We start from the raw sequence: 24,013 nt of genomic DNA, 5'->3' as shown, positions 1-24,013 counted from the left end.
CTTACATCCGATACGAATCGAAATCGAAAGGTTCGAATCCGGGCCATGCCGGTTGGGCGCGCCGGCGTTCGGCGCTATCATCGCGTCACTTTCCACTCCGCCGGCACGTGCGTACCGGCCCAGCGTCATGCGTCCACCCCGCCTCGACCAACTCGACGATCTCGACCGGCAACTCGTCGCACTGCTGCAAGCCGATGCGCGCGCCAGCGTCGCGGATCTCGCGCGCCAGCTCGACGTGGCGCGCACGACGGTCGTCGCACGCATCGCGCGGCTCGAACGCACCAACGTGATCGCCGGGTACAGCGTGCGACTCGGGCAGGACGTGCTGGACGCCAGCATCTATGCGTACGTCGGCATCATCCTCACGCCGAAGTTCGGCAAGGACGTCTTGCGCAAGCTCGACCGGATGCCGGAAGTCCAGCTGCTGTGCGCGGTGAGCGGCGAGTACGACTACGTCGCGTGGCTGCGCGCCGATTCGCCCGAACGGCTCAACGATCTGCTCGACCAAATCGGCACGCTCGAAGGCGTCGAGCGCACGACGACGTCGATCATCCTGTCGCGCAAGATCGATCGCGGGACGATCGGCGGCTGACCTTTGCACGCTGCGCCGCGCATGACGGCGCATGCGCATGCGCGGCGCGGACTTCGGTGCGTCACCGGCGCCCGGATTGGCGCCGCGTGCATGCCCGCACGCATTCGTATTGGCCTTCGTCGTACATCGTGATCGGCACGGGGCATTCGCCATCGTCCTCCCGCGCACTTCGCGCATCTCTCCCGAATCTCCTTTCCTATTCCGTTTCGACCGGCGTGCCGCACCTGATGCATGGGCAGTTCGTGCGTCCGGCGCGCCGTGCGTCCTCGTTTTCGTCGTTGCGATGCGCGACCGCCAACGACCGCTTTGCGACAGCTTCTCTACGCGATTTTTAGACGAATAGGTCATTTCGGCGAAATGTAACGTCATAACGTCGAAATTATCGGTCGTTTCGCATCATTCTTCGTCTTGGAACTGATTTTGAGCGTCCCTACACTGTGTTCATGGCTCAACGCAGCCAACAACACCAACCCATCATCAGGAGATAAGCGCATGAAAATCGCCATCGTCGGCGCAGGTCTGATCGGCCACACCATTGCTCACATGCTGCGCGAAACGGGCGACTACGAAGTCGTCGCGTTCGACCGCGACGCGGATGCGCTCGCGAAGCTGTCGCGCGAAGGCATCGCGACGCAGCGGGTCGATTCGGCCGACGCGAATGCGATTCGCGAAGCCGTGAAGGGCTTCGATGCGCTCGTCAACGCGCTGCCTTACTACCTCGCGGTCAACGTGGCCGCCGCCGCGAAGGCTGCCGGCGTTCACTACTTCGACCTGACCGAAGACGTGCGCGCCACGCACGCGATCCGCGAACTGGCCGACGGCTCCGATCGCGCGTTCATGCCGCAGTGCGGCCTCGCGCCGGGCTTCATCGGCATCGCCGCGCACGAACTCGTGAACGGCTTCAGCGAAGTGCGCGACGTGAAGATGCGCGTCGGTGCGTTGCCCGAATATCCGACCAACGCGCTGAAATACAACCTGACGTGGAGCGTTGACGGCCTGATCAACGAATACTGCCAGCCGTGCGAAGCGATCCGCGACGGCCGCAAGCAGTGGGTGCAGCCGCTCGAAGGCCTCGAACACTTCTCGCTCGACGGCACCGAATACGAAGCGTTCAACACGTCGGGCGGCCTCGGCACGCTGTGCGAAACGCTGTCGGGCAAGGTCGAGACGCTCGACTACAAGTCGGTGCGCTACCCGGGCCACCGCGAGCTCGTCCAGTTCCTGCTGGAAGACCTGCGCCTGTCGAGCGACCGCGATACGCTGAAGTCGATCATGCGCCGCGCGGTGCCGTCGACGAAGCAGGACGTCGTGCTCGTGTTCGTCACGGTGACGGGCGTGAAAGACGGCCAACTGGTGCAGGACGTGTTCACGCGCAAGATCTTCGCGAAGGACGTGTGCGGGATGCACATGAGCGCGATCCAGATCACGACGGCCGGCGCGATGTGCGCGGTGCTGGATCTGTTCCGCGAAAAGAAGCTGCCGCAGAGCGGTTTTATCCCGCAAGAAAAGGTGTCGCTGAAGGCGTTCCTGTCGAACCGCTTCGGCAAGCTGTACGACGGCGGTGCGATGGAGCGCGTGCACGCGGTTGCCTGAGCGCGGTTGTCAGAATTCGCCAGCCTCTGGCACGAGGGGCACGAGGGCCGTACGACGCCGGGAGCGCAGCAGCGCTTCCGGCGTTGTCTTTTGTCGAGTCGAGGAAGCGGGAAGGGCGCCCGGCGGCGCGATCAGGCCGGCAGCGGCGGGACGATCGTCGCCGGTTGCGGCGGCGGCACGATGCGGTACAGCAGCGCGTCGATATCCGCATCGGACGGTGCGGTGTTGTCGAACATCACGATGCCGTCGCATTCGCGGCCGGTCGGCACGAAGCGGCGCTGCCGGTATTCGTCCCAGTGCGCGAGCTTGTACGCATCGTTCGGGTTGGCGCGCGCGACGATCCGCTGATGTGCGACGTCTTCCGACGTGTGGGCCCAGACGACCGTCAGCGTGACGTCGGGTGCGATGCCGAGCCACACGCGGTCGAGGATGCGCCGGTCGCGCACTTCACGCGACAGCGGGCCGACGACGAGCGCGCCGATGCCGAGCGAGAGATTCTCACGGGCCGTGTCGAGCAGGCCCTGGTATTCGGGATCGCGAAGATGTTTGAGGTAGAGCGGGCTGTCGCGGTCGTTCGGATCGTCCGTGAGCGCGCCCATCGCGGCGGCGCTGTAGCGGCCGTACAGCGTGTCCTTGTCGAGCAGGCAGAACGCTTCGCCGGTCGCGCGCATCAGCGGCCCGATGAGCCGCTTCGCGAGCGTGGTCTTGCCGGTGCCGGCGTGACCGCAGAAGAACACGAGATGCGTCACGAATACCGGCTCCCCGCTTTCTGGCGCGACGTGTCGCCGCGCTTGTCGCCGCGCGAGAACACTTCCGCTTCCAGCCACATCGCGTTGATGATGCCGAAGCCGAGTGCCACGCCGATGCCGAGTATCCACGAGAAATACCACATAGGTCCGTCTCCTTGACGATGGGGCCGCACGGCCGTTGCGCGGCGCGCAATGCAGGCCCGGCGGGCTTGTCGACGTGCCCCGAGGCTGCGTGCTGCGGCGCACTCAGCCCGATCATGACCAATATCGACGTACCGCGCAAGCCGGGCCGTCCGTGCAGCAAACCGGTAAACTGATGCGCAAACCGCAACATCGTGGGACAACATGCTGATCAACTGTGCTGCTTACCAGGACGGCCGCAAGCTGGCCGATATCGACATCGACGCCATCAGCGATTACGTGTCGAAGCCCGAATGCTTCGTGTGGGTCGCGCTGAAGGATCCGACGCCCGAGGAAATCGATCTGATGGGCGAGGAGTTCGGATTGCACGAGCTGGCGCTCGAGGATGCCCGCAAGGGCCATCAGCGGCCGAAGATCGAGGAATACGGCGATTCGCTGTTCGCGGTGCTGCATACGGTCGAACTCGACGAGGACGGCGAATTCAAGGTCGGCGAACTGAACGTGTTCGTCGGCCCGAATTACGTGCTGTCGATCCGCAACCATACCGAGCAGGATTTTCGCGACGTGCGCAAGCGTTGCGAGCGCGAGCCGCATCTGCTGCGAGAGGGGTCGGCGTTCGTGTTCTACGCGTTGATGGACCAGGTCGTCGACCGGTATTTCCCGATCCTCGAAACGCTCGGCACCGAGCTCGAGGAACTCGAGGATCGCATTTTCGCGAAGGCGACGCCCGCGTCGTCGCGCGCGATCATCGAGGATCTCTATTCGCTGAAACGCCGGCTCGTGCTGCTGTACCAGCACACGGCGCCGTTGATGGAGCCGCTCGCGAAGCTCACCGGCGGACGCGTTCCGCAGGTCTGCAGCGGGATGGCCGCCTACTTCCGCGACGTGTACGACCATCTGCAGCGGATCGTGAAGACGATCGAAGGGCGCCGCGAGATGGTCGTCACGGCGATCCAGGTCAACCTCGGGATGATTTCGCTCGCGGAAAACGAGGTGACCAAGCGGCTCGGCTCGTTCGCCGCACTGTTCGCGATACCGACGATGATCGCCGGCATCTATGGGATGAACTTCGCGAACATGCCCGAACTGCACCTGAAATACGGGTTCTACGGCTGCATCGCGGTGATGGCCGTCGCCGATCTCGCGCTGTGGTGGCGTTTCAAGCGGGCAGGGTGGCTGTAGCCCGATTTCACGCGGGACGCGGCGCGTGCTTGCCGATCACGACGCGCCAAGGCCGCACGCGCCATGATTTCACGAGGCCGTTCTGCACGTACGGATCGGCGCGCGCGAACGATTCGGCCGCTTCCGGCGAATCGCCTTCGAACACGAGCACGGCCTGGTCGGCCGGGTCCGCCAGCGCGCCGGCGAGCATGAGTTCGCCGCGCTCGGTCGCGGCCTGCGCGAGTGCGAGATGCTGCGCACGGAACGGCTCGCGCCGCGACAGGTAATCGTCGACGAGTTCGTAGATCAACTGGTAATGCATGATCGCTCCGGATTCGGTTTCCGCCGCGTGATGGTGGGCGGCCGGCTCAGTATAGGGCACCTGGAAAGGCCTTGGCGGCGGGGTTTGCCCGCGTGACGGCGGGCATTCGAGGGTTCGCTTTTTTGAATAACTGATCCTCGAGAGAGTCCTGCCGTTTTCCTAAAAATGCAACTAACGGTCTAGTTTCTCTACATCGGCAAATTGGAAGCTCATTCGCTTCTACGTAGGCACTTCCTGAAATTCGTCTACAGAAATGAGGGGCTTTTCAAGCATATTGCGGGGCTGGATCCCGCACGCCAGCGAGGGCAGGCGGGCGGATGAAAAATGCCGGGAGCCGGCGCCGGCGCATCTGGATCGGCGTCGCGCGAGGGCGTTTCCATTGGGCCGGAATGCGACCTATGCTGAACGAATCCGGAGCGAACTCCGTTCGCCCGATTCGCCCAGACGAGGTGCGCCATGCCAGTCTCAGCCACCCTGCAGGATTGCCTGCGCCAGAAGTCATCGCGGTACGAAGTCGTGTACCACCCCTATAGCCATACGAGCATGGAGACGGCCGCCGCCGCGCACATTCCCGGCGATCGGCTCGCGAAAACGGTGCTCCTCGAGGACGCTGAAGGTTACGTCGCCGCCGTATTACCGACGACGCACGCCGTGCGCCTGTCGGATCTCTGGGTGAAGACGGGACGCCATCTCGTGCTCGCCCGGGAGGTCGAATTGCGCGAGCTGTTCAAGGATTGCGACATGGGCGCGCTGCCGCCGGTCTGCATGGCGTACGGGATGAAGACGTTCCTCGAGGAACGCCTCGCGCAGCAGCCGGAAGTCTATTTCGAGGCCGGCGATCACGAAGCGCTGATTCACATGACGCAGGACGAATTCCTGATGCTGATGGAGACCGCCGAGCGCGCGCATTTCTCGCACAGGATGCAGGGGATGATGTTGTCCTGATGCGGGCCGGTTGCCCGAGGAAATGGATGGTCGCGGGCGGCTGGTGAGGCGCGAGTAGGTGTCGTATGGCCACGATTCGAGGACGGCTGCTCGGTAAGTTTATAATTTGACATAATCAACATTATCACCGGATTTGGTTGTAGCAGCCATATCCTAATGTCGTGTTCTGGCTATTTACAGATGTCGTGTTTTTGACTGCTGGCATGCTGGACGGCTCGTTGAGCAAGCACGGGAGCCGACCATGCAGCCAGCCGGATTGGTGACACTGACGATGCGAGAGCTTGATCGACTCAAGGTGATCCAGGCTGTGGTAGACACGGGTTTGAAGCCAGGCCGTGCAGCCGAACGGCTGGGCCTGAGCGTGCGCCAGGTGGAACGGCTGGTTATCCGGTATCGCGAGCGTGGGCCCGACGGCGTAGCTTCGGGCCGTCGTGGCCGACCGGGCAACCGCAAGCTCGACGACGGGCTGGCGTTACGTGCCCTGACCGTTATCCGTGAGCGCTACGCCGATTTCGGGCCGACGCTGGCTTGCGAGAAGCTATGGGAATGCCACGGCATTCGGTTGGCCAAGGAAACGGTCAGGAAGCTGATGACGGACGCTGGGCTCTGGATCCCGCGCCGGCAACGACCACCGAAGGTGTATCAGCCGCGAGCACGCCGGGCGTGTCTGGGCGAACTGATCCAGATCGACGGCAGCGATCATCGATGGTTCGAGGAACGGGCGCCGGCCTGCACGCTGCTGGTGTACGTCGACGACGCGACGAGCCGGCTGATGATGCTGCACTTCACTCAGACCGAATCGACCTTCAGCTACTTCGAGGCCACGCGGACGTATCTGGAGCGCCATGGCAAGCCGGTAGCGTTCTGCAGCGACAAGTACAGCGTGTTCCGCAATACGAGCGCCGGTAAGACAGGCCAGAGCGTCACGCACTTCGGCCGCGCGATGTACGAACTGAACATCGACACGTTCTGCGCGAACAGCAGCTCCGCCAAGGGCCGTGTCGAGCGAGCACATCTGACGTTGCAGGACCGACTGGTCAAGGAGCTACGATTGCGCGGGATTAGCACGGTAGCGGATGCCAATGCTTATGCGCCCTCCTTCATCGCCACGTATAACGAGCGCTTCGCGAAGCCGCCACGCAGCGGCTTTGATGCGCACCGGCCGCTGCGATCCGACGAGGATCTGGACCTACTGCTGACCTGGCGTGAGACACGCCGGGTGACGAAGGCGTTGACGGTGCAGTACGACCGGGTGCTGTACCTGCTGGACGATACGCCGGGGAATCGAGCGTGGATCCATCGCGACGTCGAGGTGTGGGAGTACCCGGATGGTCGGATCGAAATCCGAGCAGCCGGTCAGATATTGGCAGCTCAGTCGTATGACCGGCTGGCCGAAGTCGATCAAGGCGCCATCGTGGACCACAAGCGCCTGAGTCACGCGCTGCAAGTGGCGCAAGCGTTTCAAGCGCAGCGCGACAGCCGGCGGATCGGGACCGCGCCGTCGCGAACGCATCGAGGGCTTCCGGTGCGGGAGAACGAAGCGCAACCCGGCACCAAGAAACCGCGCCGGTTCACGGCGGCTGACATGGAGACGGCGATTCTGGAGGTCACATCAAACGCAGGAACTGAGCGGCGGTCTGCGAAGGCCCGCGGGTGAGCGTAAGCGCCCTGCTGCTTCAGGCTCGGCGCTTCAATGCTGAATGACGAGAAAGCGGATGAAACATGCGACATCTGTATTTAGCTGGCGCTACGACATCTGAATCCGGGTATGACATTGGTTGTAGTGGCTAGATTGAAATGTCCGCTTTTGGCTACATAGAAATGTCCGCTTTCGTGCCGCGTAAGCTGTTCGGCCGCCGGGTGTCCGGCGCCGGAGGCTACGATGGCTGCAACGGAGCGGATCACGATGACGATGCGCGAACTGGACCGGTTCAAGGTCATTCAGGACGTGGCGGATGGCAGGCTCAAGCCGTGGCGCGCGGCAGAACGGCTGGAATTGACGACGCGGCAGATTCGCCGACTGGTTGCCCGGCTTCGGGAGCATGGCGTGGCGGGATTGGTATCGGGATTCACGATTGGCTTGTCAGTATCGCCTTTCGTCCGTCGATGGATTCGTAGGCCATAGCGTCGTCAATCAGATCAAGGCTGAATTCCTGACCGAGGCTCGTCCTGAACACAGGATCGACGATCACGCTCTCGAGCGCACTCAGGGCAGCCACCAACCTTTCATGCTCTCGCACCGTGCGGCTCTCGAAATTGCTGAAACGCTGCATCGAAAGATCTTTCATCATGAAGAGCGGCGCCGACACGGGAAACGGAACGGGTCCGGCCATCGTGCCGTAGAAATATACCGACGAGCGCATCGGCAGACAGGCTGCCATCTGGCCGGTCAGTGCACCGCCCACACCATCGAATACAGCCGTCGTTCCCAGCTCGGAGGACAGCTTTCCGAGTGTGTCGGCAAAGTCTTCATCGGCGCGCACGATATGCTCGATACCGTGGCGTTGCAGCGCCTCCTGCGCAGCCTGGCTCCTCACCATGGAGATCGCCGGCATATTTCTCTGACGAGCGAGTGCCGCGAGCGCCAGCCCCGTTGCCGAGTTCCCCGCCGTGGCAATCACGCCCCGATGCGCGGCCTCGGTAATCGTTTCGAGAAACGCATAGGCTGTGATCACGTTGACGAGCGACCCGCAATAGTCCCGTGCGCTGACGTGTTCGGGCAAGATCAGGCAACTCGTGCAAGGCACCTGCGCTTTTTCGCACCAAAGCCCGATGTTGTACGCGCTACGGTTCAGCGAGCGGTAGACAGCGACGCGTCTCCCCATATAACGCGCCGGGACACCGGCACCTGTCGCCACCACCGTCCCGGCGCCGGAAGCGCCCCACACGCCGTGCTGGCTGGGCGCGAGCGCTCTGCCATCCTCGGCCCGCATACGCAAAAATATCTTGTCGCCATGGTTGATAGCAGATGCCTCCATGTCGATCAGCACATGACCTGCTTCCGGCCGGCTCGGCGGCCGGATATCACGAACTTCCAACGAGCGTTCAGCGGTAACGCAGATAGCTTTCATGACGCGTTTCTCCAGCGGTAAACAGTGATGACGGTAACTGCACAGGCGGTAACTTAAACAAGTAGGCCCGTTGCCGAAACGCAGCCTCCCGGCATACCATCGATTCCAGTACAGAATGGATCGATACGAATACTCATGGATCGCCTGAACGCAATTCGCCTGTTTGTTCGGCTAGTCGAATGCGGCAGTTTTTCCGCCGTCGGGCGCGAGGAAGGCATTGGACAACCGACCGTAAGCAAGCAGATTGCCGCGCTGGAGGAGTATCTCGGCGCTCAGCTGGTGTTGCGAACGTCGCGTCAGGTGGTGATCACCGCGACGGGGCAGGCATTCTATGAATCGGCCAAGCCCTTGATGGAAGACTTCGATTCGCTGGAGTCGTCGGTCGGGACGCGACAGCAGTCTCCACAAGGCTTGGTGAGATTGACGACCGCGCCTGCCTACGGCCGCCTGTGCGTGACGCCGCTCCTTCCCGGGTTCTTTCGACAATATCCGCACGTTGCGCTCGAATTATCCGTATCCGAGCGACAGGTCGATCTCGTCGGGGAAGGACTGGATCTGGCAATCCGCCACGGGCCACTGGTGGATTCCTCGCTGACAGCGAGAAAACTATCGGAGACGGAATCGCTGCTCGTGGCCAGTCCGGGCTATATCGCGGCTAAAGGCCGGCCTGCCCGGCTGGCCGACCTGGACGGACATACAGGCGTCGTCTTCGCCCGAAACCATGAGCGCCGCCCTTGGCGCTTCAAGGTCGGGCGAGAAATCGTTCATTGCGTTCCTCAGGGGTCTTTTTTGACGGGTGACGCAGAGCAGGTACGTGCCGCGGTACTGCACGGGCTCGGCATTGCCCAGGCGCCACGATGGCTCTTCGGAGCGGAAATCGATACCGGACAAGTCGAAGTCCTCCTGCCCGAGTTTCAGCCGGAACGCATGGCAACCCACCTCGTCTATCCAGCCGGTCGACGCGTACCGACGCGAGTCCGGGTGGTGATCGATTATTTGATCTCGGCACTCGGAACATGACGTACAACGAGTCGCCCATCGAACGCAAAGGCATGTGAAGGCTCTTCTTGACGAGAGCGTCGGCACACCTGTCAACGCGATGGAAACCAAAAAGGGATGCGGCGACGAGCAGCGTCCCGAAAACGGCAAAATACGGAATCGACGAGGCCGCCACGATATCGATTCAACGGCGAGGCGGGACGTGCGGCAACAACAGGTACGACGCATGCTTGCTACCCGTCGCGACAGTGTCCGTGCCACCGTAAAGAGCGGGATCGCGATTGGGATGAGCGGCGAAGAACAGCCCGGAATGGCTGTCGTCCGGAAGATCGTAGTCTTTGGCGTGCACGGTGGGCGCGCCGGGCCCATAGCCGAAGTCCTTCCCCTGGATCGTCAGGGCCAGGCGATATCCCTGGGGAATGACGATGCTCGTCGGCTCCGTGAACTCCACGTCGACCGGATACAGTTGTCCGGGCGTCATCGGCTCGGCAGCGAGGTGCGGATGAAACGGTTGCCAGGCCGCGGATTTCGCCGGGTCGATAGCCCGGTGCGACACGCGCAGATAGCCCAGATCGAGCGGTACGTTCGGATCGCTGTTTCCCATGAAAGTGACATCACGGCCTTCGGGATCGATGAGCCGAACCGCTGCGAAAATGTCCATATCCGCCGTCGAGGAACCGACCCACAATCGCAAAGCGATGGGACCCGTGAACTCCGTTTCGTCCGCAAACGGCGCGGTCGTAAATGTCAGCCCTTCACCTGAGCCCGACCAGGATTTCGCAGCCGGTGCGGCGGCTTCGAGCGCAGGGCCCATCGATCCGCTCGCTGCGTCTAGGTAGTAAGGCTCCCAGTTCGTGCCAGGCAACGGCCACGCCTTCTCGTTTCGCCATGTCGCGCCGTCCGGGCGCCTGACCTGCACGGCGACACGCGGCTCCTGCTCCCAGCCATTGCCGATGCCTTTCAGGAAATGATCGAAGAAGCGCTTTTGCAGCGCCAGCGCCTGGTCCGAATAGAACGGCGTCAAGTGGTCGCCGGTCTGGATGCGCAGCCACTTCTGCTTGCTGGCCGCCGCAAGGTAACCTTGCGTGCTCCAGTCGGTCCAGTTGGCGACGTCGAGCAACGGCACCGTGACTCGGCTGCCGTCCGGTGTGCGCTCGTGATACCAGGCGTCGTCGAACGGATGCCTGGCGAAGGCGCCGACGGGATCGATGCGGTTGTCCTTCAGACGCTCCTGTGAAAGCGGTGAGCCGGTGTCCTTGCCGCCGCCGATGGAATCGACCAGCGGTGTCCCGGCGTTCCCGTTCTGGTTGGGCACGACCTGATGTTCCCACCAGAACTGCCACGCCACGTTGAGGATGCCGCCGTAGTAAGCGATCTCACGATATTGATCGAAGGCGCCTTCCCATGGAAGGATCGCGGCGAGGCCCTCGGGGTTGAGCGCGGCGACCTGATACTGGTTGATTGCGTGGAACGACGTACCGAGCAGACCGACCTTGCCGGTGCTCCATGGCTGATGCGCGGCCCAGGTAATCAGCGTCGCGTAGTCTTGCGTTTCGCGCGGCGAAAAAGGATCGAGCACACCCGGCGATGCGCCGGCGCCCCGCACGTCGGCGTGGATCACGACATAGCCATTCGGAACCCAGCGTTCCGGATCGGGCGCCTCGAAACGGATATATCGGCAAGACGATTTTTTGCACAGATCCGGATACTTTGCGATGAGCTTGGCCCACGATGTCTTGTACGCGGGCGCGTCGGCCATGCTGGTGTCTTTGCCATAAGGCCCCATCAGCATCAGCACCGGATAGCGGCCGGGCTTGTCGGGACGATAGATGTTGATGCTCAGCTTTGCGCCGTCGTTCATGGTCACCGGCACGTCATGATCGAAGCGCATCCCCGGCACGCCGCTGTCGACACGCTCGGCGTGTGCCGGCGGCGCGAACGCGATGGAAAGAGCCGCAGCGAGCGGTGCCAGTCTGGTCAAACCCATCATAAGCACTCCTGGTTGTCGTGAAACCCACGTCGCCGTCCATTCAGACGGTCCCTCGTTTTCCGCGGACACGGCAATCACGTGCGGATGCCGCGGTGCCGTGCCCAGGCACGAGAGACGTCAGCGACGTACGTCGCGCAAGGAAGCGATCAGGTCGGTCATCAACTGTGGATGCAGCGGCTCCCAGCCCAGTCGTTCCCGTGTGGCCTGACTGGAAACCGGATTATCGGCACGGACGAAGGGCGCCAGCCAGCCAAAATGCCGCGCGGCGTCTTCGGCGGACAAAGACGCAACGCGGACGTCGAGGTGGCGTCCAATCGCCTCGGCGATGTCACGGAACGGAATGCCCTCTTCCGCCACGGCGTGATAGCGGGCGCCCGCCTCGCCGCTTTCGAGCGCGCGCCGGAACAGCAGCGATGCGTCGAGCCGGTGCACGGCCGCCCATCTGTTGTTCCCGTCCCCCGGATACGCGGAAATTCGCTTCTTCCGTGCAATTTCGATCAACCGCGTGACGAGCCCGAGCCGGGTCTCGTCATGCACCGACGGCGGCAGCCGAACAACCGTGGCGCGCACGCCGGTCGCAACGAGATCCAGTGCCGCCTGTTCGGATTGCGCCCTGAGGCCGCCCACCGTGCCGGGATCAGCGGCATCGGTTTCGCGTGCCGGTCGCCCCGGCGCCATCGCCATCGTCGGAAACGCGATGACCAGCGAGCCTTTCCTTGCTTCGAGTGCGCCACCGAATGTGTCGATGGCGCGCCGCTCCGCTCCGACGGCCGCAGTCGTGAATCGCACGACGATATTCGCAGGGCGACCGCCGAACATGATGCGTACCCGAGTCCCCAGGCTGGCGTGCGAGAGCGCATGAAAGAAGGCGGTGTGAATGACACCATCCGCCGCTGCCGCAGCCCGGCGCAGTACAGGGAGATCCTCGATCGTCCCGCGGCAGGCTCGAGCTCCCAAGGCTTCGAGTGAAGCGGCGGCATTGGCCGAGCGTACAAGGCCGCTAACCTCGTGGCCGGCATCGACGAGACTGCGAACGACAGCAGAGCCGATAAAGCCGGTCGCACCCGTGACAAATACGCGCATCACCCACCTCCTGATCGTTTCAACGACAGGTTAAGGATTTGGTGCGGGACGGACTATGGCGTAGAGTTCGCATTTGGTTTGAGATCGTTCGGAATTGATTCATGGACCCGCTATCGGAAGTGTTGTCGTTACTGAGACTGCGCAGCTATGTGTCCGGCGGCTTCGATGCGAACGGAGACTGGGCCGTGCAATTCGGCGCGCACGACGGCATCAAGTTTCACGCCGTGCTGCGCGGTGAGTGCTGGGTTTTGGTCGAGGGGCTGCCCTCTCCCGTGAAAGTGAGTGCAGGTGAATGCTTCCTGCTGGCGGGAGGAAAGCCGTTTCGCCTCGCCAGCGATCTGGCCGTCGAACCGGTCGACGTCCATACGCTGTTGCCGCAGGTCCCGGATGGGCGCATCGTGACGCACAACGGCGGGGGCCGGTTCCTGAGCATCGGCGGCTATTTCACGCTAGCCGAAGGCCAGGCCGATCTGCTGTTGGGCATGCTGCCGCCGCTCATTCATGTCCGCGAAGAAACGAATCGGGCAACACTGCGATGGTGCGTGGAGCGCATGCGGCAGGAATTGAGCGATGCGCAACCTGGAGATTTCATCGTCGCGCAGCAGTTGGCGACGCTGGTCCTTGTCGAGGCGCTACGACTTCATTTGTCGAACGAACGCCATGAAAACGTCGGTTGGCTTTTCGCGTTGTCCGACAAACGTATGCGGGCTGCGATCGACGCCATGCACGCCTCGCCGGGTCGCAGGTGGACCTTGCAGACCATGGCCGAGCAAGCGGCGATGTCTCGCACCACGTTCGCGCTCCGATTCAAGGAGACGGTCGGGCTCTCGCCCATGGAGTATTTGACGCGGTGGAGAATGATGCTGGCCGCGGACCGATTGACCCATTCCCGCGATTCGGTTTCGGAAATCGGTCTCGCCCTTGGCTACGAGTCGGAGAAGTCCTTCAGCACGGCGTTCAAACGCGTGATGAACCGTTCTCCACGCCAATACGGTCGACAGCGAAAAGCCGGGATGGGCAATATTGACGTTGATGTGGAAGGAGTCGGGTAGAACACCAGCTTTCAATGTCGCCGCCCTTCACATGGGGGTGCCCGACTGCCCGGGCCAAGGCAGCCGACTGGCGCGTCCACCCGCGCCTCCTTCACGCCTCGTAATCCGTGCTTCTCGTCAGATGCTCCCACGTGTCGAGGTCGACCCTCAGGTCCTCGAGCTTGGCGCGGACGAGATCGAGCGCATCGCCTCCGAGGACGAGATGCAGCGGCGGCCGATCCGATTCCAGCGCAGCGATGATGGCTCGACTGCCGCGCACCGGATCGCCCTGCTGTTTTCCGTGCCCGGCGAGCACACTGTCGCGAGCCTTGCCGGCTGTGTCCGCATAATCTTCGAGGCGTATGCCGGACTGTTGCATCGATGCGCCCCGGAAATCGGTCCGGAATGCGCCCGGCTCGACGACCGTCACGCCGATGCCTAGCGGGCCAATCTCTTTCGCCAGGGTTTCGGAGAGTCCTTCGACGGCAAACTTCGTCATGTGATAGAAGCCTACGCCGGGGAAGGTCGTCAGGCCGCCGACCGAGCCGATGTTGACGATATGTCCTGTCCGACGCTTGCGCATGCCGGGCAGGGCCGCCTTGATCATGTTCCAGGTTCCATGGACATTCGTCTCGAACATCGCCCTGACATCGCTGTCCTCGCCCTCTTCGATCGCGGCCAGATATCCGTAGCCAGCGTTATTGACGAGCACGTCGACCGCGCCGAATCGTTCGTGGGCGGCGGCAACGGCGGTCTCTGCCTGCTCCTGGCTGGCCACGTCGAGCCGGACGGCCGCGACAGCGTCGCCATACGCGCGGACGAGGTCCTCGACGGCTGCCTCATCCCGCGCGCTTGCCACGACGCGATACCCGGATTCGAGCGCGCTTCGGGCCAGTGCCCGTCCCAGCCCCTTCGAACATCCTGTGATCAGCCACACCGCATTTTTCTTCAACATAGTCGCTCCTTTCGTTCGCCCCATCCGCCCTCGCCCGCCAACCGGCATCCCGTGTCACGGCGGCCTGCCGCAGCACCTTGACCGAATTTTAGTTACGCTTATTCTTTCGATCATCCCGGATAATTCGAACGAGCCATGCAATCCAATGGAAAGATCGCGCGAGGAAGCCTTGACGACCTGTCCGCCTTCGCGACGGTTGCGAGGACGCGGAGTTTTACGCGCGCGGCGGCCGAGCTCGGGGTGTCGAATTCGATGCTGAGCTATACGATCAAGCGGCTCGAACGGCGGCTCGGCATCGTATTGCTCGGACGGACAAGCCGCAGCGTCGCGCCGACAGAGGCGGGCGAGAAGCTGCTGCTGACACTCGAGCCGGCGTTGCAGGCCATCGACGCCACATTGGGCGAGTTGGGCCGGGCGCGCGACCAGGTCGCCGGTACGCTGCGCATCACCGCGACAAGACAGGCTTACGAGGCCGTTATCCGGCCCGTGCTCGACACGTTCGGCAACGCGCATCCCGACGCGGTCGTGGAGGTCATCATCGACTACCGATTTCGCGATATCGTGGCAGACCGCTTCGATGCCGGCATCCGGCTCGGAGAGAAATTGCAGAAGGACATGGTCGCGCTGCCCGTCGGACCCGCGCTCCGGATGGTGGTCGTCGCATCGCCCGCGTACCTGGCGCGGTATCCGGCGCCGAGTACGCCGGAAGACCTTGCCACGCACCGTTGCATCAACTATCGGATGGTCTCGGCAGATACGGTGTATGCCTGGGAGTTCGAGCGGGATGGCCGGCCACTGAAGATCGCCGTTTCCGGGCCGCTCACGTTCAACGAGCCGGACCTCATGCTTCACGCCGCAGCGGATGGGCTCGGGGTCGCTTATGTCCTGGAACACGAGGCGGCGGACTGGCTTGCATCTGGACGGCTGGTCCGTCTGCTGGACGACTGGATGGCGCCCTTTCCGGGCTTTTATCTTTACTACCCGTCCCGCAAGCAGATTTCTCCCGTGCTGGCGGCACTCCTGACGCTTTTGCGCGCGCGACGACCTTCGTAGCCTCAAGCGCATCCATGGCCCGCCCCGGTTTTGCAACGCCTGACACTTGATGATCAGGTTTCAGTCGTCGCAAAAGCAGAGAAGAGGATGGCGGACGAGAAGACTTCGGATGCTCCTGTCGCCGCGTCGAATGACTCCGGGAAGGTCGGGCTTGCCGCACAGTGAACACCCGATGCCCACGGCGCGAGCACTCAGTCTTCGTGCGGGATTCCTTCGATCGGACACTCCGGCGGGTTCTGTCGCGATAAGGACGAAGGTCGACAGACGTCCCTTGGATCCTCAGGATTCCCTAAAACGGCAACGAATAGAATTGCTCGGCGGCTGTCTGGTTCTTGCGAGTCGACTTCATTTTCCCTTTGCGGATCATATGCATTACTTCGATGCCGCCGGGCACTATCCTCGCACATCGAAAATTCTTGAAGCCCATCATCGGGCGAGTTCGCCGTTTGATCGCTCGGTGGCCCTGCTCGACGATGTTGTTCAGGTACTTACTTTGACGAACCCTGATCGGCTCCTCGCGTTCGGCGTTGATGTCTTTCAAGGCGGCCAGATTCGCTCCGCTCTTGTCGATCGTCACAGTCTCGGGTGCGCCGTTCTGATCGATCGCCTTCTCGAAGTAGCGGCGGGCCGCAGCCTTGTCCCGCTTGGCTCTCAGCAGGAAGTCAATGGTGTCGCCCGCCTTGTCGACGGCCCGGTACAGGTACTTCCACTCCTTGCCGATATTCACATAGGTCTCGTCCATCCGCCAATTTCCGCCGACCGGCCGCTTGCGGCACCGAAACGCTCTCTCCGGCTGCGGCAACATTTTCAGCGCCCAGAGCGATGCACCGTCGAGTGGTCGACCGACAACCCGCGCTCCGCCATCATCTCTTCAAGATGCCGAAGGCTCAGCGGGTAAGCGACGTACCAACGCACGCACAGCAACATCACATCGAAAGGATAATGTAGGCGCTTGAACACTTTTGCCAGGCCGTTATTCAGCTTCGGGTTCATCACTCGACTCCCTCGCTCTCGTCTCGTCACCCTACCAGACGGTCTTATTGCGACAGAACCGATTCGACGCTACGCGACGAACCGGATCGCGCTGTTCTCGATGGCAGCCTGGTTGCCGTATTGCCAAGTGATGTTGCGTTGTTCATGTCCGATCGGCAGACCCGAGTAGATCGGCAGGCCGAAGCCGCCCAGCACGTCGACAAGCATCTGCTCGAGCGTGAAATCCGCGCCGTCCGGGATCGGGCAGCGCGTGAATTGTCCGAGCACGAACGCGCTGGCCCCGTCGAACGCGCCGCTCAGACGCAGTTGCGTCAGGCTGCGGTCGAGCCGGTAGCCGAATTCCGTCACGTCCTCCAGCAGTATGATCGCGTCGCGTGAGCGAAGCGACCAGCGTGTACCCGCGACGCTCGCGAGCACCGTCACGTTGCCGCCGCACAGACGTCCCCGCACCGTATCAGGGCGCCGGACAGATGCCGGAGGCTCAGCGGGGCGCGTTTGCCACCGGTCAGCACGGCGCGCATGTCGGCACGCGTCGCGTCGTTGACCTTGGTCGCCAGGCTGTGGAATGTCGGACCGTGCAACAAGCGCACGCCGGGCCGGTCTGCAAGCGCGCAGAATAGCGACGTCGCGTCGGAAAAACCGACGATCGTCTTCGGCGTCGCGATCTCGTCGGGCAGGTGTTCGAGCAAATGCGCGCAACCGAATCCCCCTCGCGCGAGCCAGACGATATCGATTGACGGATCCATCAAGGCGCGCCGCAGATCGTCCGCGCGCTCCTCGGCGGTACCGGCGAAATAGCGGTACCGGCTGCCGAGATGAGCGCCCGTCGTGACCTTGAAGCCCCAGCTCTCGACCAGCGCGATGCCACGCTCGATGCCTTGCGGATCGGGCACACCTGCGGGCGCGACGACGCCCACTGTCTTGCGTCTTGATTCCATTGAACGGATACCGTGAGGATAAGAGCCCGCTGAATATACCTGATACCACTCGCGAACCGCTCACACCTGCGAGGCGACATTGAAGGCGGGGAGATGCCATTCTCCGTCGTCCGCGAATCCGATTCGCTTCCAGCGCCGCTTGAGAATCACAGTCGATGCAAAAATCGCCGACCGATCGCTGCGGATCCCATTCGATCGACGAACCTAGCAGCACGTCGAGCGGATGCACTTCGGAGCCGTCCGCGTTGCGGGCCCTTCCCAGCGTCAACGCGTCGGTCGGTACCGCGGCGGTTGCATCGCTGTCGAATCCGCGAAACGACGACAGCGCACGCTTCATCTGCGTCAGATGCTGAACCTGGTTGAAGCTACCGAAGCACTGAAACTGGTTTACGTGCCCGGCGCGCCGTAGTGCATGTGCAACGTCGCCTCATCGAGCCTCTCAAGGTACGCGCGGTACAGCGCGAAGTGGGCGGGCGTCAGGCGCAGCAGCGGCCGGGAGCGGCGATCATCACGCCGAGCGCCCGATCCACATCGGCCAGGATCCATCGCGCCCTCCGGCGGATGGCTGCCGCGGCGCACCGGGGCTGGAATCGCCTGAAAGCCTTACCCAGCAACGCGCTACACGATCCGGATACATTGAAATACAAAATATCGCATGCGATTTAATCGAACACGCTTGACGTAAGCGGCCACCAAGCGGAAACTGCGTCGCATGCGATCGAATCGCATCTGAGACAAATACCCAACCGACGGAGCAAACGATGAGCAAGATCGACAAAGTGCTGTACACGGGCAAGACGCATACGACTTCCGGCGGTCGCGACGGCGCGGCGCGCAGTTCCGACGGTCGCCTCGACATTCAGTTGTCGTCGCCGGGAAGCGCCGGCGCCGGCACCAACCCGGAACAGCTGTTCGCGGCCGGCTGGTCGGCCTGCTTCATCGGCGCGATGCAGCTTGCGGCGCGCGCCGCGAAGGTGACGCTGCCGGCCGATCTCGCGGTCGACGCCGAAGTGGATCTCGGCACGGCGGGCAACGCGTACTTCCTGCAAGCCCGGCTGAACGTGAGCGTGCCGGGGCTCGAGCGCGACGTCGCGCAACGCATCGTCGACGCCGCGCACCAGACTTGCCCGTATTCGAAGGCGACGCGCGGCAACATCGACGTCGACATCCGGATCGCCTGAACGTTGCATCGAGCGGCCGAGCGCCGCCCCCGAATTCCCGATTCCTTCTCCATCGAGGTGAAACATGAAAGCCCAATTGATCGCTACCCTGCTCGTCGCTGTTTCGGCTGCCGTTGCCGCTCCGGCGTTTGCCAACGAATCCACCGTGACGCGTGCGCAGGTGCGCGCCGAACTCGCGCAGCTTCAACAGGCCGGCTATCCGCTGAACCGTGCGACCGACGCCACTTATCCGAACGATCTCCAGGCCGCGCTGACGCAGATCCACGCCGACGCAGCCGTCGCGACTAACGCCGCGACTGCCGGCTACGGCAGCGACGGCGACACCGCGACGCAATCCGGCCGCCGGCATGCCGTCAGCGTGGCCGAGCGCTCGGTGTACTTCGGTCACTGAGCACCACGCCTGATACGTGAACCCTGATTCCTTTTATCCCTGTTTCCATTTTGTCGAGGTGAATGATGAAAACCCGCTTGATCGCTGCCCTGCTCGTGGCTGTTTCCTCTTCTGTCGCCGCACCGGCATTTGCCGACGAAGCCGTCGTATCCCGCGCGCAAGTCCGCGCGGAACTCGTCCAGTTGGCACAGGCCGGTTATCGGCCGGGCCGCGCGAACGATCCGCACTATCCGGACGACCTGCAGGCCGCGTTGACGCGCATTCATGGCAGCAACGCGTTGGCGGCCGATACGGCGGCATCCGGTTACGGCAACGATGCCGCTGCCGCTACACAGTCGGGCAGCCGGCCGGCGACGCGAGTCGCCGAACGCTCGATCTACTTCGGTCATTGAACGAACGCGCGAGCGGCGCCGATGGACGGCGTGCGGTGCACCCCCCTGAATTCCTGAATCCCTGTCGAGGTGAATGATGAAGACCCAACTGATTGCCGCCCTTCTCGTTGCCGTGTCGGCCTCCGTCGCCGCACCGGCCTTTGCCGGCGAAAGCGCCGTCACGCGTGCGCAGGTGCGTGCGGAACTGGCCGCGTTGCAGCAAGCCGGCTACCAGCCGAATCGCCCCAACGATCCGAACTACCCGGACAATATCCAGGCCGCGCTGAACCGGATTCGCGACGACGGCGCCGTCGCGGCCGATACGCAGGCAGCCGGTTACGGCAGCGAGGCCGGCGGCGCCACGCAGTCCGGCAGCCGAAATACGGTGCGCACCGCCGAGCGCTCGATCTATTTCGGCCATTGAGCGCGGTACGACGCATTCGGTCGCCGAAGCCCGCCATATAAAGCGCATGCGATGTAATCGCGTGCGCTTTTTGTTTGCGTTGCGCTGGTCTGCGTCGCCAGCGCTACCGGTTCGCCCCGTCCGGGATTATTCTGTGCGGCACCTCATCTTTTCCCCAAGGAGCCGCCGATGCCGGACGTCATGACCGGAAACGCGACAGGCGCTGCGCACGTGCTGGACCGGGTCGTCTGGAATGCGCTCACGGGCAGGCAACGCCGTTTTGCGCTCGGCGAGGGTCGCGCGCTGCGGTTCCCGACGGCCATCGCGCCGTTTGCCGCGATCGACGACACAAGCCCGGCGTCGTTCGACGCACTGCGCGGGCTGATCGCCGCACACGGGCCGGCGGCGCTCGTCACGCCGGATGAGATCGAGCCGCCCGCGGGAATGTCGGTGATCCGGCGCGCGACGTTGCTTCAAATGACCTGGCAAGGGACGCTCAATGCGGCACACGAAGCGGAGCATGTTCCGCTCGGCGAAGCCGACGTGCCTGACATGCTCGCGCTGACCGCTGCCGCGCAGCCAGGCCCGTTCGGCCAGCGCACGTTCGAGCTTGGTCACTACATCGGCGTGCGCAGCGACGGCCGGCTGGCCGCGATGGCCGGTCAGCGGATGCAGGTCGATGGATATACCGAGATCAGCGCCGTCTGCGTGGATGCCGCGTTTCGGCGGCAAGGGCTGGCGGCGCGGCTGATCCGGTCGTTGATCGCGACGATCGGTGCGCGCGCGGAAACGCCTTTCCTGCACGTCCTCACGACGAACCAGGTGGCGATCGAGCGTTATCTCGCGCTCGGTTTCGTCGTCCGTCGCGAGATGCACCTGCTGGTGCTGGACGATGCGCGTGCGTGACAACGCGGCCGGCGCGATTCACGCGTTGGCCGCTTGCCGTGCCTGAGTGTTTTTATGTTTCGGTCGACCGGATCAGGTTGCCGCGCAGCGCGACGATCGCCTTCTGCACCTTGGCGAACTCGTCCGGCTTCAGCCCGGTGGCTTCGACCAGGTTCATGTCGAGCCCCTTCTCGCGCACGCGGCGACCGCTCTTCGTCAGGCTGACGAGCACCTGGCGTTCATCGGACGGATCGCGATGCCGCTCCAGATAGCCCATCGCCTCGAGCTTCTTCAGGATCGGCGTCAGCGTATTGGATTCGAGGAACAACTTCTCGCCGAGCTGGCCGACGGTCTGGTTGTCCTGCTCCCACAGCGCAATGATCGTGATGTACTGCGTATACGTGAGGCCGAGCTCGTCGAGGATCGGCTTGTATGCCTTGCCGAACGCGAGGTTCGCCGAGTAGATCGCAAAGCACAGGAACTCGGACAGCTTCGGCGTGGCGGGCGACGGGGTTTCGGTCGGTTTCATGGACTTCCTCCAGCGACGCGAATGGTCGCAGACAATCGCATTATATATCGCATGCGATCTTATCGGAAGCATGATAATCGGTGCCGACAGGCTGAGGCGTCGCGCGTTCAGCCCGGCTTGCGGCGCTTGCCGGTTTGCTGACGGCTGACCGACAGCAACGTGCACTGCACCGGATGCGCGATTTCGGTCGCGAGCCCGCCCGCGGCAAACAGCAGGATCATCAGCCAGCGTTTCATGCGTCCTCCACGACCGAGAGGCTTGCCCCATCGGCGACCGTCGCGTCGAGCGCATACGGATCGACGCCGTCGAGGCAGCCGAGATTGACGCGCCAGCATGCCGGGTCCTTGCGGGTCTGGTGGAACGGATAGACGCCGCACCGGCTGCAGAAATAGTGACGGGCCGTGTGCGTATTGAAGCGATAGCACGTCAGCGCGCCCTCGCCTTCGACGATCGTCAGGTTGGCGGCGGCGAACATCGGGCTCATCAGCGCGCCGCGTCGGCGGCACAGGCTGCAGTTGCAGCGCACGGCCGGCGTAATGGCCGTGCGGACTTCGAATTTGACGGCCCCGCAATGGCAGGATCCTTTGAACCAGGTAGCAGACATGATGGACTCCAAAACGGTCATGTCTGCTTTATAGCGAACCCGCGCGCGGGCGTTGTATCGCACTGTATCGGCGATCCGCGCAGATACAGGACATTGCAAATCCGCGGCGCGCGATCAGTCCAGCACGTGCTGCATCCGCTCGATTGCCTCGCGCGTTTCGCGTTCGAGCGCCGCGAACAGCTCGGCGGCCGGCAGCGCGCGAACCAGCGGCGCCGCCTGCCCCGCCCATTGCGCGCCATAGCCGAATTCGCCCTTCGCCTTCGCGGCCGCATGCAGCGCCTTGCCCGCATCGTATGCGATCGGATACGCGGGCGTGGCCGGCGCGTGCGGGGCGTCGCCGAGCGCGGTCAGCCGGTTCGCGATGCCGCGCGCGACGCGGCCCGAGATCGCGTGCGTGAACGTGGTGTGGCGCGCCGCATCGCCGAGGATCGTGCGGCGATAGCCGTCGTCGATCGACGTCTCCGGGCACGCGACGAACGCGGTGCCGAGTTGGGCGGCCTGTGCGCCGAGCGCGAGCGCGGCGGCAATGCCTGCGCCGTCCATGATGCCGCCGGCGGCAATCACGGGCAGCGCGCATTCGCGCACGATCAGGCGCGTGAGCGCGAACGTGCCGAGGCGATCGTCGTGCGCGGTCGAATCGAACACGCCGCGATGACCGCCGGCTTCGATGCCCTGCGCGACAATCGCGTCGATGCCGGCGGCGGCGATCTGGCGGCCCTCGTCGAGATTCGTCGCAGCCGCGAACAGCGTGATGCCCGCACGCTTGAGCGCGGCGATCACGCCCGCGGACGGCAGCCCGAAATGGAAGCTGACGACCGCCGGCTTTTCCTCGACGAGCATCGCCTGCATCGCGTCGTCCGCGACGAAGCTCGTGTAGATCTCCGACAGCGACGCGGGCGGCGTCGCGCCGTACGCACGGAACGCGGGGGCGAGCCAGTCGAGCCATGCGCGCTCGACGGCCGCGTCGGCTTGCGCCGGACGGTGGCAGAACACGTTGATGTTGAATGGCCGCTCGGTGAGCGCGCGCGTGTCGCGGATCATCTTGCGCGCGCCGTCGGCGTCGGTCGCGCCGACGCCGAGCGAGCCGAGCCCGCCCGCGTTCGAGACGGCGGCGGCCAGCGCCGGCGTGCTGACGCCGGCCATCGGCGCCTGGACGATCGGGGCGCGGATGCCGAGCGTGCGCAACAGGGTTGTCCGGTGGTCGGTGGGTTGATTCACGTCGCTTGTCTCCTGATGGCGGCCGAAGCGTCGGCCGCACGTATCGCATGTCCGGTTTCATCCCTAGAATAGCGGACGGAGAAACCGCGTCCAAGGCCGTCAGCGTGCAGCGTTCGTCGAACGCTTCGCCGACATTCAGGCGGTTTGGCCGAATAACGAACAACATCATTACAACATTCATGAAAAGAAGAACATTTCTCGCGCTGCCCGCCGTGGCGGCGTCCGGCATGCTGGCCGGCTGCGCCGATTTCGGTCCCGTCACCAAGGAATGGATGAAGGATTCGAAATACGACGAAACGTTGTCGACCTTCCTGATTACCTCCGACGGCAAGCAACTCGTCGTGCTCGGCAAGCGGTATCACTACATCTTCGAGATGCCGCCGGGGCTTGCGACCGTCCTCACCGCGCCTTATCGCCCGAAGCTGCGCACGGCGTTCGACGACTTCGACGCGCGTGGCGACACGATCACCGGTCATTACACGATGAGGCTGAGTCATTCCGATGCGCCGGTCGGCTCCGACATTCGCAACCGTGCGGTCGCCGATGGTTTCAAGGAGAACTCGGGCCACCTGGAGTCGGAAGGCACGATCAGCGGCAAGCGCTATCTGCCGAACGACGTCACGCCATCGGCGGTCCCGCAGGCGTTCAATCACGAGTATGGCGTCACGGTGACGGAGAAGCTGTCGGCCGTCGGCAAGGGCGCCAAGCTCGCCCTGTCGCCGATCGCGATGGCGGCGGACGGCGCGCTGGGGCTGCTTGGCATCGCGCTGTTCCCGATCGCGTTGACGGCCCTCATCATCGTCGCGAGCTAAGGG

Annotated in this window: 28 protein-coding genes and 1 pseudogene; 15 read left to right on the top strand and 14 right to left on the bottom strand. The window is 63.5% G+C overall.

Translation table 11 applies throughout. From position 1 onward, the window contains the following. The first annotated feature begins 127 nt into the window (after positions 1–127). Entirely contained in the window at positions 128–592 is a 465-nt protein-coding gene (locus tag CFB46_RS13060; RefSeq protein ID WP_006481526.1) for an Lrp/AsnC family transcriptional regulator, read from the top strand. Between the two features lie 492 nt (positions 593–1,084). Beyond that, complete coding sequence (locus CFB46_RS13055; protein WP_089500205.1) at positions 1,085–2,185, top strand: saccharopine dehydrogenase family protein; 1,101 nt, start codon at positions 1,085–1,087, stop codon at positions 2,183–2,185. A 131-nt stretch (positions 2,186–2,316) separates the two neighbouring features. On the opposite strand, the gene CFB46_RS13050 is transcribed toward CFB46_RS13055, so the two are convergent. Together CFB46_RS13050 and cydX are read right to left on the bottom strand one after the other, a co-directional pair. Next, positions 2,317–2,934, bottom strand: coding sequence for an AAA family ATPase (locus tag CFB46_RS13050; protein WP_089500204.1), 618 nt, complete (start codon positions 2,932–2,934; stop codon positions 2,317–2,319). After that, on the bottom strand, positions 2,931–3,077 hold the full coding sequence (gene cydX / locus CFB46_RS13045; RefSeq protein ID WP_089500203.1) for a cytochrome bd-I oxidase subunit CydX: 147 nt from the start codon (positions 3,075–3,077) through the stop codon (positions 2,931–2,933). Before cydX ends, CFB46_RS13050 begins: the two co-directional genes overlap by 4 nt. A 202-nt stretch (positions 3,078–3,279) precedes the next feature. On the opposite strand from cydX, the gene corA reads away from it, so the two are divergent. Next, the gene (gene corA / locus CFB46_RS13040; protein WP_089500202.1) at positions 3,280–4,257 is read left to right on the top strand and encodes a magnesium/cobalt transporter CorA; all 978 of its coding nucleotides are present in this window, start codon (positions 3,280–3,282) and stop codon (positions 4,255–4,257) included. Positions 4,258–4,264: 7 nt separating this feature from the next. On the opposite strand, the gene CFB46_RS13035 is transcribed toward corA, so the two are convergent. Further along, positions 4,265–4,558: a YciI-like protein gene (locus tag CFB46_RS13035; protein WP_089500201.1), complete on the bottom strand. Its 294-nt coding sequence runs from the start codon at positions 4,556–4,558 to the stop codon at positions 4,265–4,267. Between the two features lie 456 nt (positions 4,559–5,014). Here CFB46_RS13035 and CFB46_RS13030 point away from each other — a divergent pair, with 456 nt between their 5' ends. From CFB46_RS13030 to CFB46_RS13020, 3 genes and pseudogenes are all read left to right on the top strand, one after another. Next, the gene (locus CFB46_RS13030; protein WP_027784485.1) at positions 5,015–5,503 is read left to right on the top strand and encodes an aminoacyl-tRNA deacylase; all 489 of its coding nucleotides are present in this window, start codon (positions 5,015–5,017) and stop codon (positions 5,501–5,503) included. Positions 5,504–5,744: 241 nt separating this feature from the next. Continuing rightward, positions 5,745–7,160 (top strand): ISNCY family transposase, encoded by a 1,416-nt coding sequence (locus CFB46_RS13025; RefSeq protein WP_089500200.1) that lies wholly within the window; start codon positions 5,745–5,747, stop codon positions 7,158–7,160. A 225-nt stretch (positions 7,161–7,385) separates the two neighbouring features. Next, a pseudogene (locus CFB46_RS13020) lies at positions 7,386–7,571 on the top strand (helix-turn-helix domain-containing protein); the annotation flags it as partial. 1 nt (position 7,572) lies between these two features. Here the strand turns inward: CFB46_RS13020 and CFB46_RS13015 are convergent. Further along, positions 7,573–8,574, bottom strand: a complete 1,002-nt coding sequence (locus tag CFB46_RS13015; RefSeq protein WP_089500199.1) for a zinc-binding dehydrogenase — start codon at positions 8,572–8,574, stop codon at positions 7,573–7,575. Between the two features lie 135 nt (positions 8,575–8,709). Between CFB46_RS13015 and CFB46_RS13010 the strand changes: the two genes are divergently transcribed. Next, on the top strand, positions 8,710–9,594 hold the full coding sequence (locus CFB46_RS13010; protein WP_089500198.1) for a LysR family transcriptional regulator: 885 nt from the start codon (positions 8,710–8,712) through the stop codon (positions 9,592–9,594). 163 nt (positions 9,595–9,757) lie between these two features. Here the strand turns inward: CFB46_RS13010 and CFB46_RS13005 are convergent, their stop codons facing one another. Both CFB46_RS13005 and CFB46_RS13000 read right to left on the bottom strand, forming a co-directional pair. After that, a complete protein-coding gene (locus CFB46_RS13005; protein WP_227789490.1) occupies positions 9,758–11,563 on the bottom strand; it encodes a CocE/NonD family hydrolase in 1,806 nt (601 codons plus the stop codon). A gap of 117 nt (positions 11,564–11,680) precedes the next feature. Continuing rightward, positions 11,681–12,646: an SDR family oxidoreductase gene (locus tag CFB46_RS13000; protein WP_089500197.1), complete on the bottom strand. Its 966-nt coding sequence runs from the start codon at positions 12,644–12,646 to the stop codon at positions 11,681–11,683. Positions 12,647–12,747: 101 nt separating this feature from the next. Here CFB46_RS13000 and CFB46_RS12995 point away from each other — a divergent pair, with 101 nt between their 5' ends. Next, positions 12,748–13,698, top strand: a complete 951-nt coding sequence (locus CFB46_RS12995) for an AraC family transcriptional regulator (RefSeq protein ID WP_089500196.1) — start codon at positions 12,748–12,750, stop codon at positions 13,696–13,698. Between the two features lie 91 nt (positions 13,699–13,789). Here CFB46_RS12995 and CFB46_RS12990 read toward each other — a convergent pair whose 3' ends face one another. Further along, the gene (locus CFB46_RS12990; protein WP_089500424.1) at positions 13,790–14,632 is read right to left on the bottom strand and encodes an oxidoreductase; all 843 of its coding nucleotides are present in this window, start codon (positions 14,630–14,632) and stop codon (positions 13,790–13,792) included. 135 nt (positions 14,633–14,767) lie between these two features. Here CFB46_RS12990 and CFB46_RS12985 point away from each other — a divergent pair, with 135 nt between their 5' ends. Next, positions 14,768–15,685, top strand: a complete 918-nt coding sequence (locus CFB46_RS12985; RefSeq protein WP_089500195.1) for a LysR family transcriptional regulator — start codon at positions 14,768–14,770, stop codon at positions 15,683–15,685. A 289-nt stretch (positions 15,686–15,974) separates the two neighbouring features. On the opposite strand, the gene CFB46_RS12980 is transcribed toward CFB46_RS12985, so the two are convergent. From CFB46_RS12980 to CFB46_RS36415, 3 genes are all read right to left on the bottom strand, one after another. Further along, positions 15,975–16,678 (bottom strand): IS6 family transposase gene (locus tag CFB46_RS12980; protein WP_089500194.1). Its coding sequence is split into 2 segments (ribosomal slippage): positions 15,975–16,502 and positions 16,505–16,678, totalling 702 coding nucleotides; the frame shifts between segments, so codons are not numbered across the junction. A gap of 69 nt (positions 16,679–16,747) precedes the next feature. Next, on the bottom strand, positions 16,748–17,128 hold the full coding sequence (locus tag CFB46_RS36420; protein WP_256980658.1) for a hypothetical protein: 381 nt from the start codon (positions 17,126–17,128) through the stop codon (positions 16,748–16,750). After that, a complete protein-coding gene (locus CFB46_RS36415; protein ID WP_256980657.1) occupies positions 17,098–17,595 on the bottom strand; it encodes an LD-carboxypeptidase in 498 nt (165 codons plus the stop codon). Before CFB46_RS36415 ends, CFB46_RS36420 begins: the two co-directional genes overlap by 31 nt. A 782-nt stretch (positions 17,596–18,377) precedes the next feature. On the opposite strand from CFB46_RS36415, the gene CFB46_RS12965 reads away from it, so the two are divergent. The 5 genes from CFB46_RS12965 to CFB46_RS12945 all read left to right on the top strand — a co-directional run bounded on the left by CFB46_RS12965 (position 18,378) and on the right by CFB46_RS12945 (position 20,868). Then, positions 18,378–18,797, top strand: coding sequence for an organic hydroperoxide resistance protein (locus CFB46_RS12965; protein WP_027784477.1), 420 nt, complete (start codon positions 18,378–18,380; stop codon positions 18,795–18,797). A 64-nt stretch (positions 18,798–18,861) separates the two neighbouring features. After that, positions 18,862–19,188, top strand: a complete 327-nt coding sequence (locus tag CFB46_RS12960; RefSeq protein WP_089500192.1) for a DUF4148 domain-containing protein — start codon at positions 18,862–18,864, stop codon at positions 19,186–19,188. A gap of 65 nt (positions 19,189–19,253) precedes the next feature. Further along, positions 19,254–19,580: a DUF4148 domain-containing protein gene (locus CFB46_RS12955; RefSeq protein ID WP_089500423.1), complete on the top strand. Its 327-nt coding sequence runs from the start codon at positions 19,254–19,256 to the stop codon at positions 19,578–19,580. A gap of 73 nt (positions 19,581–19,653) precedes the next feature. Beyond that, positions 19,654–19,983: a DUF4148 domain-containing protein gene (locus CFB46_RS12950; protein ID WP_089500191.1), complete on the top strand. Its 330-nt coding sequence runs from the start codon at positions 19,654–19,656 to the stop codon at positions 19,981–19,983. 168 nt (positions 19,984–20,151) lie between these two features. Further along, positions 20,152–20,868, top strand: a complete 717-nt coding sequence (locus CFB46_RS12945) for a GNAT family N-acetyltransferase (RefSeq protein WP_089500190.1) — start codon at positions 20,152–20,154, stop codon at positions 20,866–20,868. 52 nt (positions 20,869–20,920) lie between these two features. Here CFB46_RS12945 and CFB46_RS12940 read toward each other — a convergent pair whose 3' ends face one another. The 4 genes from CFB46_RS12940 to CFB46_RS12930 all read right to left on the bottom strand — a co-directional run bounded on the left by CFB46_RS12940 (position 20,921) and on the right by CFB46_RS12930 (position 23,198). Next, the gene (locus CFB46_RS12940) at positions 20,921–21,376 is read right to left on the bottom strand and encodes a MarR family winged helix-turn-helix transcriptional regulator (RefSeq protein ID WP_089500189.1); all 456 of its coding nucleotides are present in this window, start codon (positions 21,374–21,376) and stop codon (positions 20,921–20,923) included. Positions 21,377–21,483: 107 nt separating this feature from the next. Further along, the gene (locus CFB46_RS36410) at positions 21,484–21,612 is read right to left on the bottom strand and encodes a hypothetical protein (RefSeq protein ID WP_256122098.1); all 129 of its coding nucleotides are present in this window, start codon (positions 21,610–21,612) and stop codon (positions 21,484–21,486) included. After that, positions 21,609–21,980: a GFA family protein gene (locus tag CFB46_RS12935; protein ID WP_089500188.1), complete on the bottom strand. Its 372-nt coding sequence runs from the start codon at positions 21,978–21,980 to the stop codon at positions 21,609–21,611. Before CFB46_RS12935 ends, CFB46_RS36410 begins: the two co-directional genes overlap by 4 nt. Before the next feature lie 114 nt (positions 21,981–22,094). Next, entirely contained in the window at positions 22,095–23,198 is a 1,104-nt protein-coding gene (locus CFB46_RS12930; RefSeq protein ID WP_089500187.1) for an NAD(P)H-dependent flavin oxidoreductase, read from the bottom strand. A 47-nt stretch (positions 23,199–23,245) separates the two neighbouring features. Here CFB46_RS12930 and CFB46_RS12925 point away from each other — a divergent pair, with 47 nt between their 5' ends. Further along, positions 23,246–24,010 carry a 5-formyltetrahydrofolate cyclo-ligase gene (locus CFB46_RS12925; protein ID WP_227789492.1) on the top strand — a complete coding sequence of 255 codons (765 nt, stop codon included), beginning with the start codon at positions 23,246–23,248 and terminating at the stop codon, positions 24,008–24,010. The last annotated feature ends 3 nt before the right edge of the window (positions 24,011–24,013 follow it).

It is taken from the genome of Burkholderia sp. HI2761 (genome assembly GCF_002223355.1).
Lineage (GTDB): Bacteria > Pseudomonadota > Gammaproteobacteria > Burkholderiales > Burkholderiaceae > Burkholderia.
This window is presented reverse-complemented; position numbering and strand designations above follow the sequence as displayed.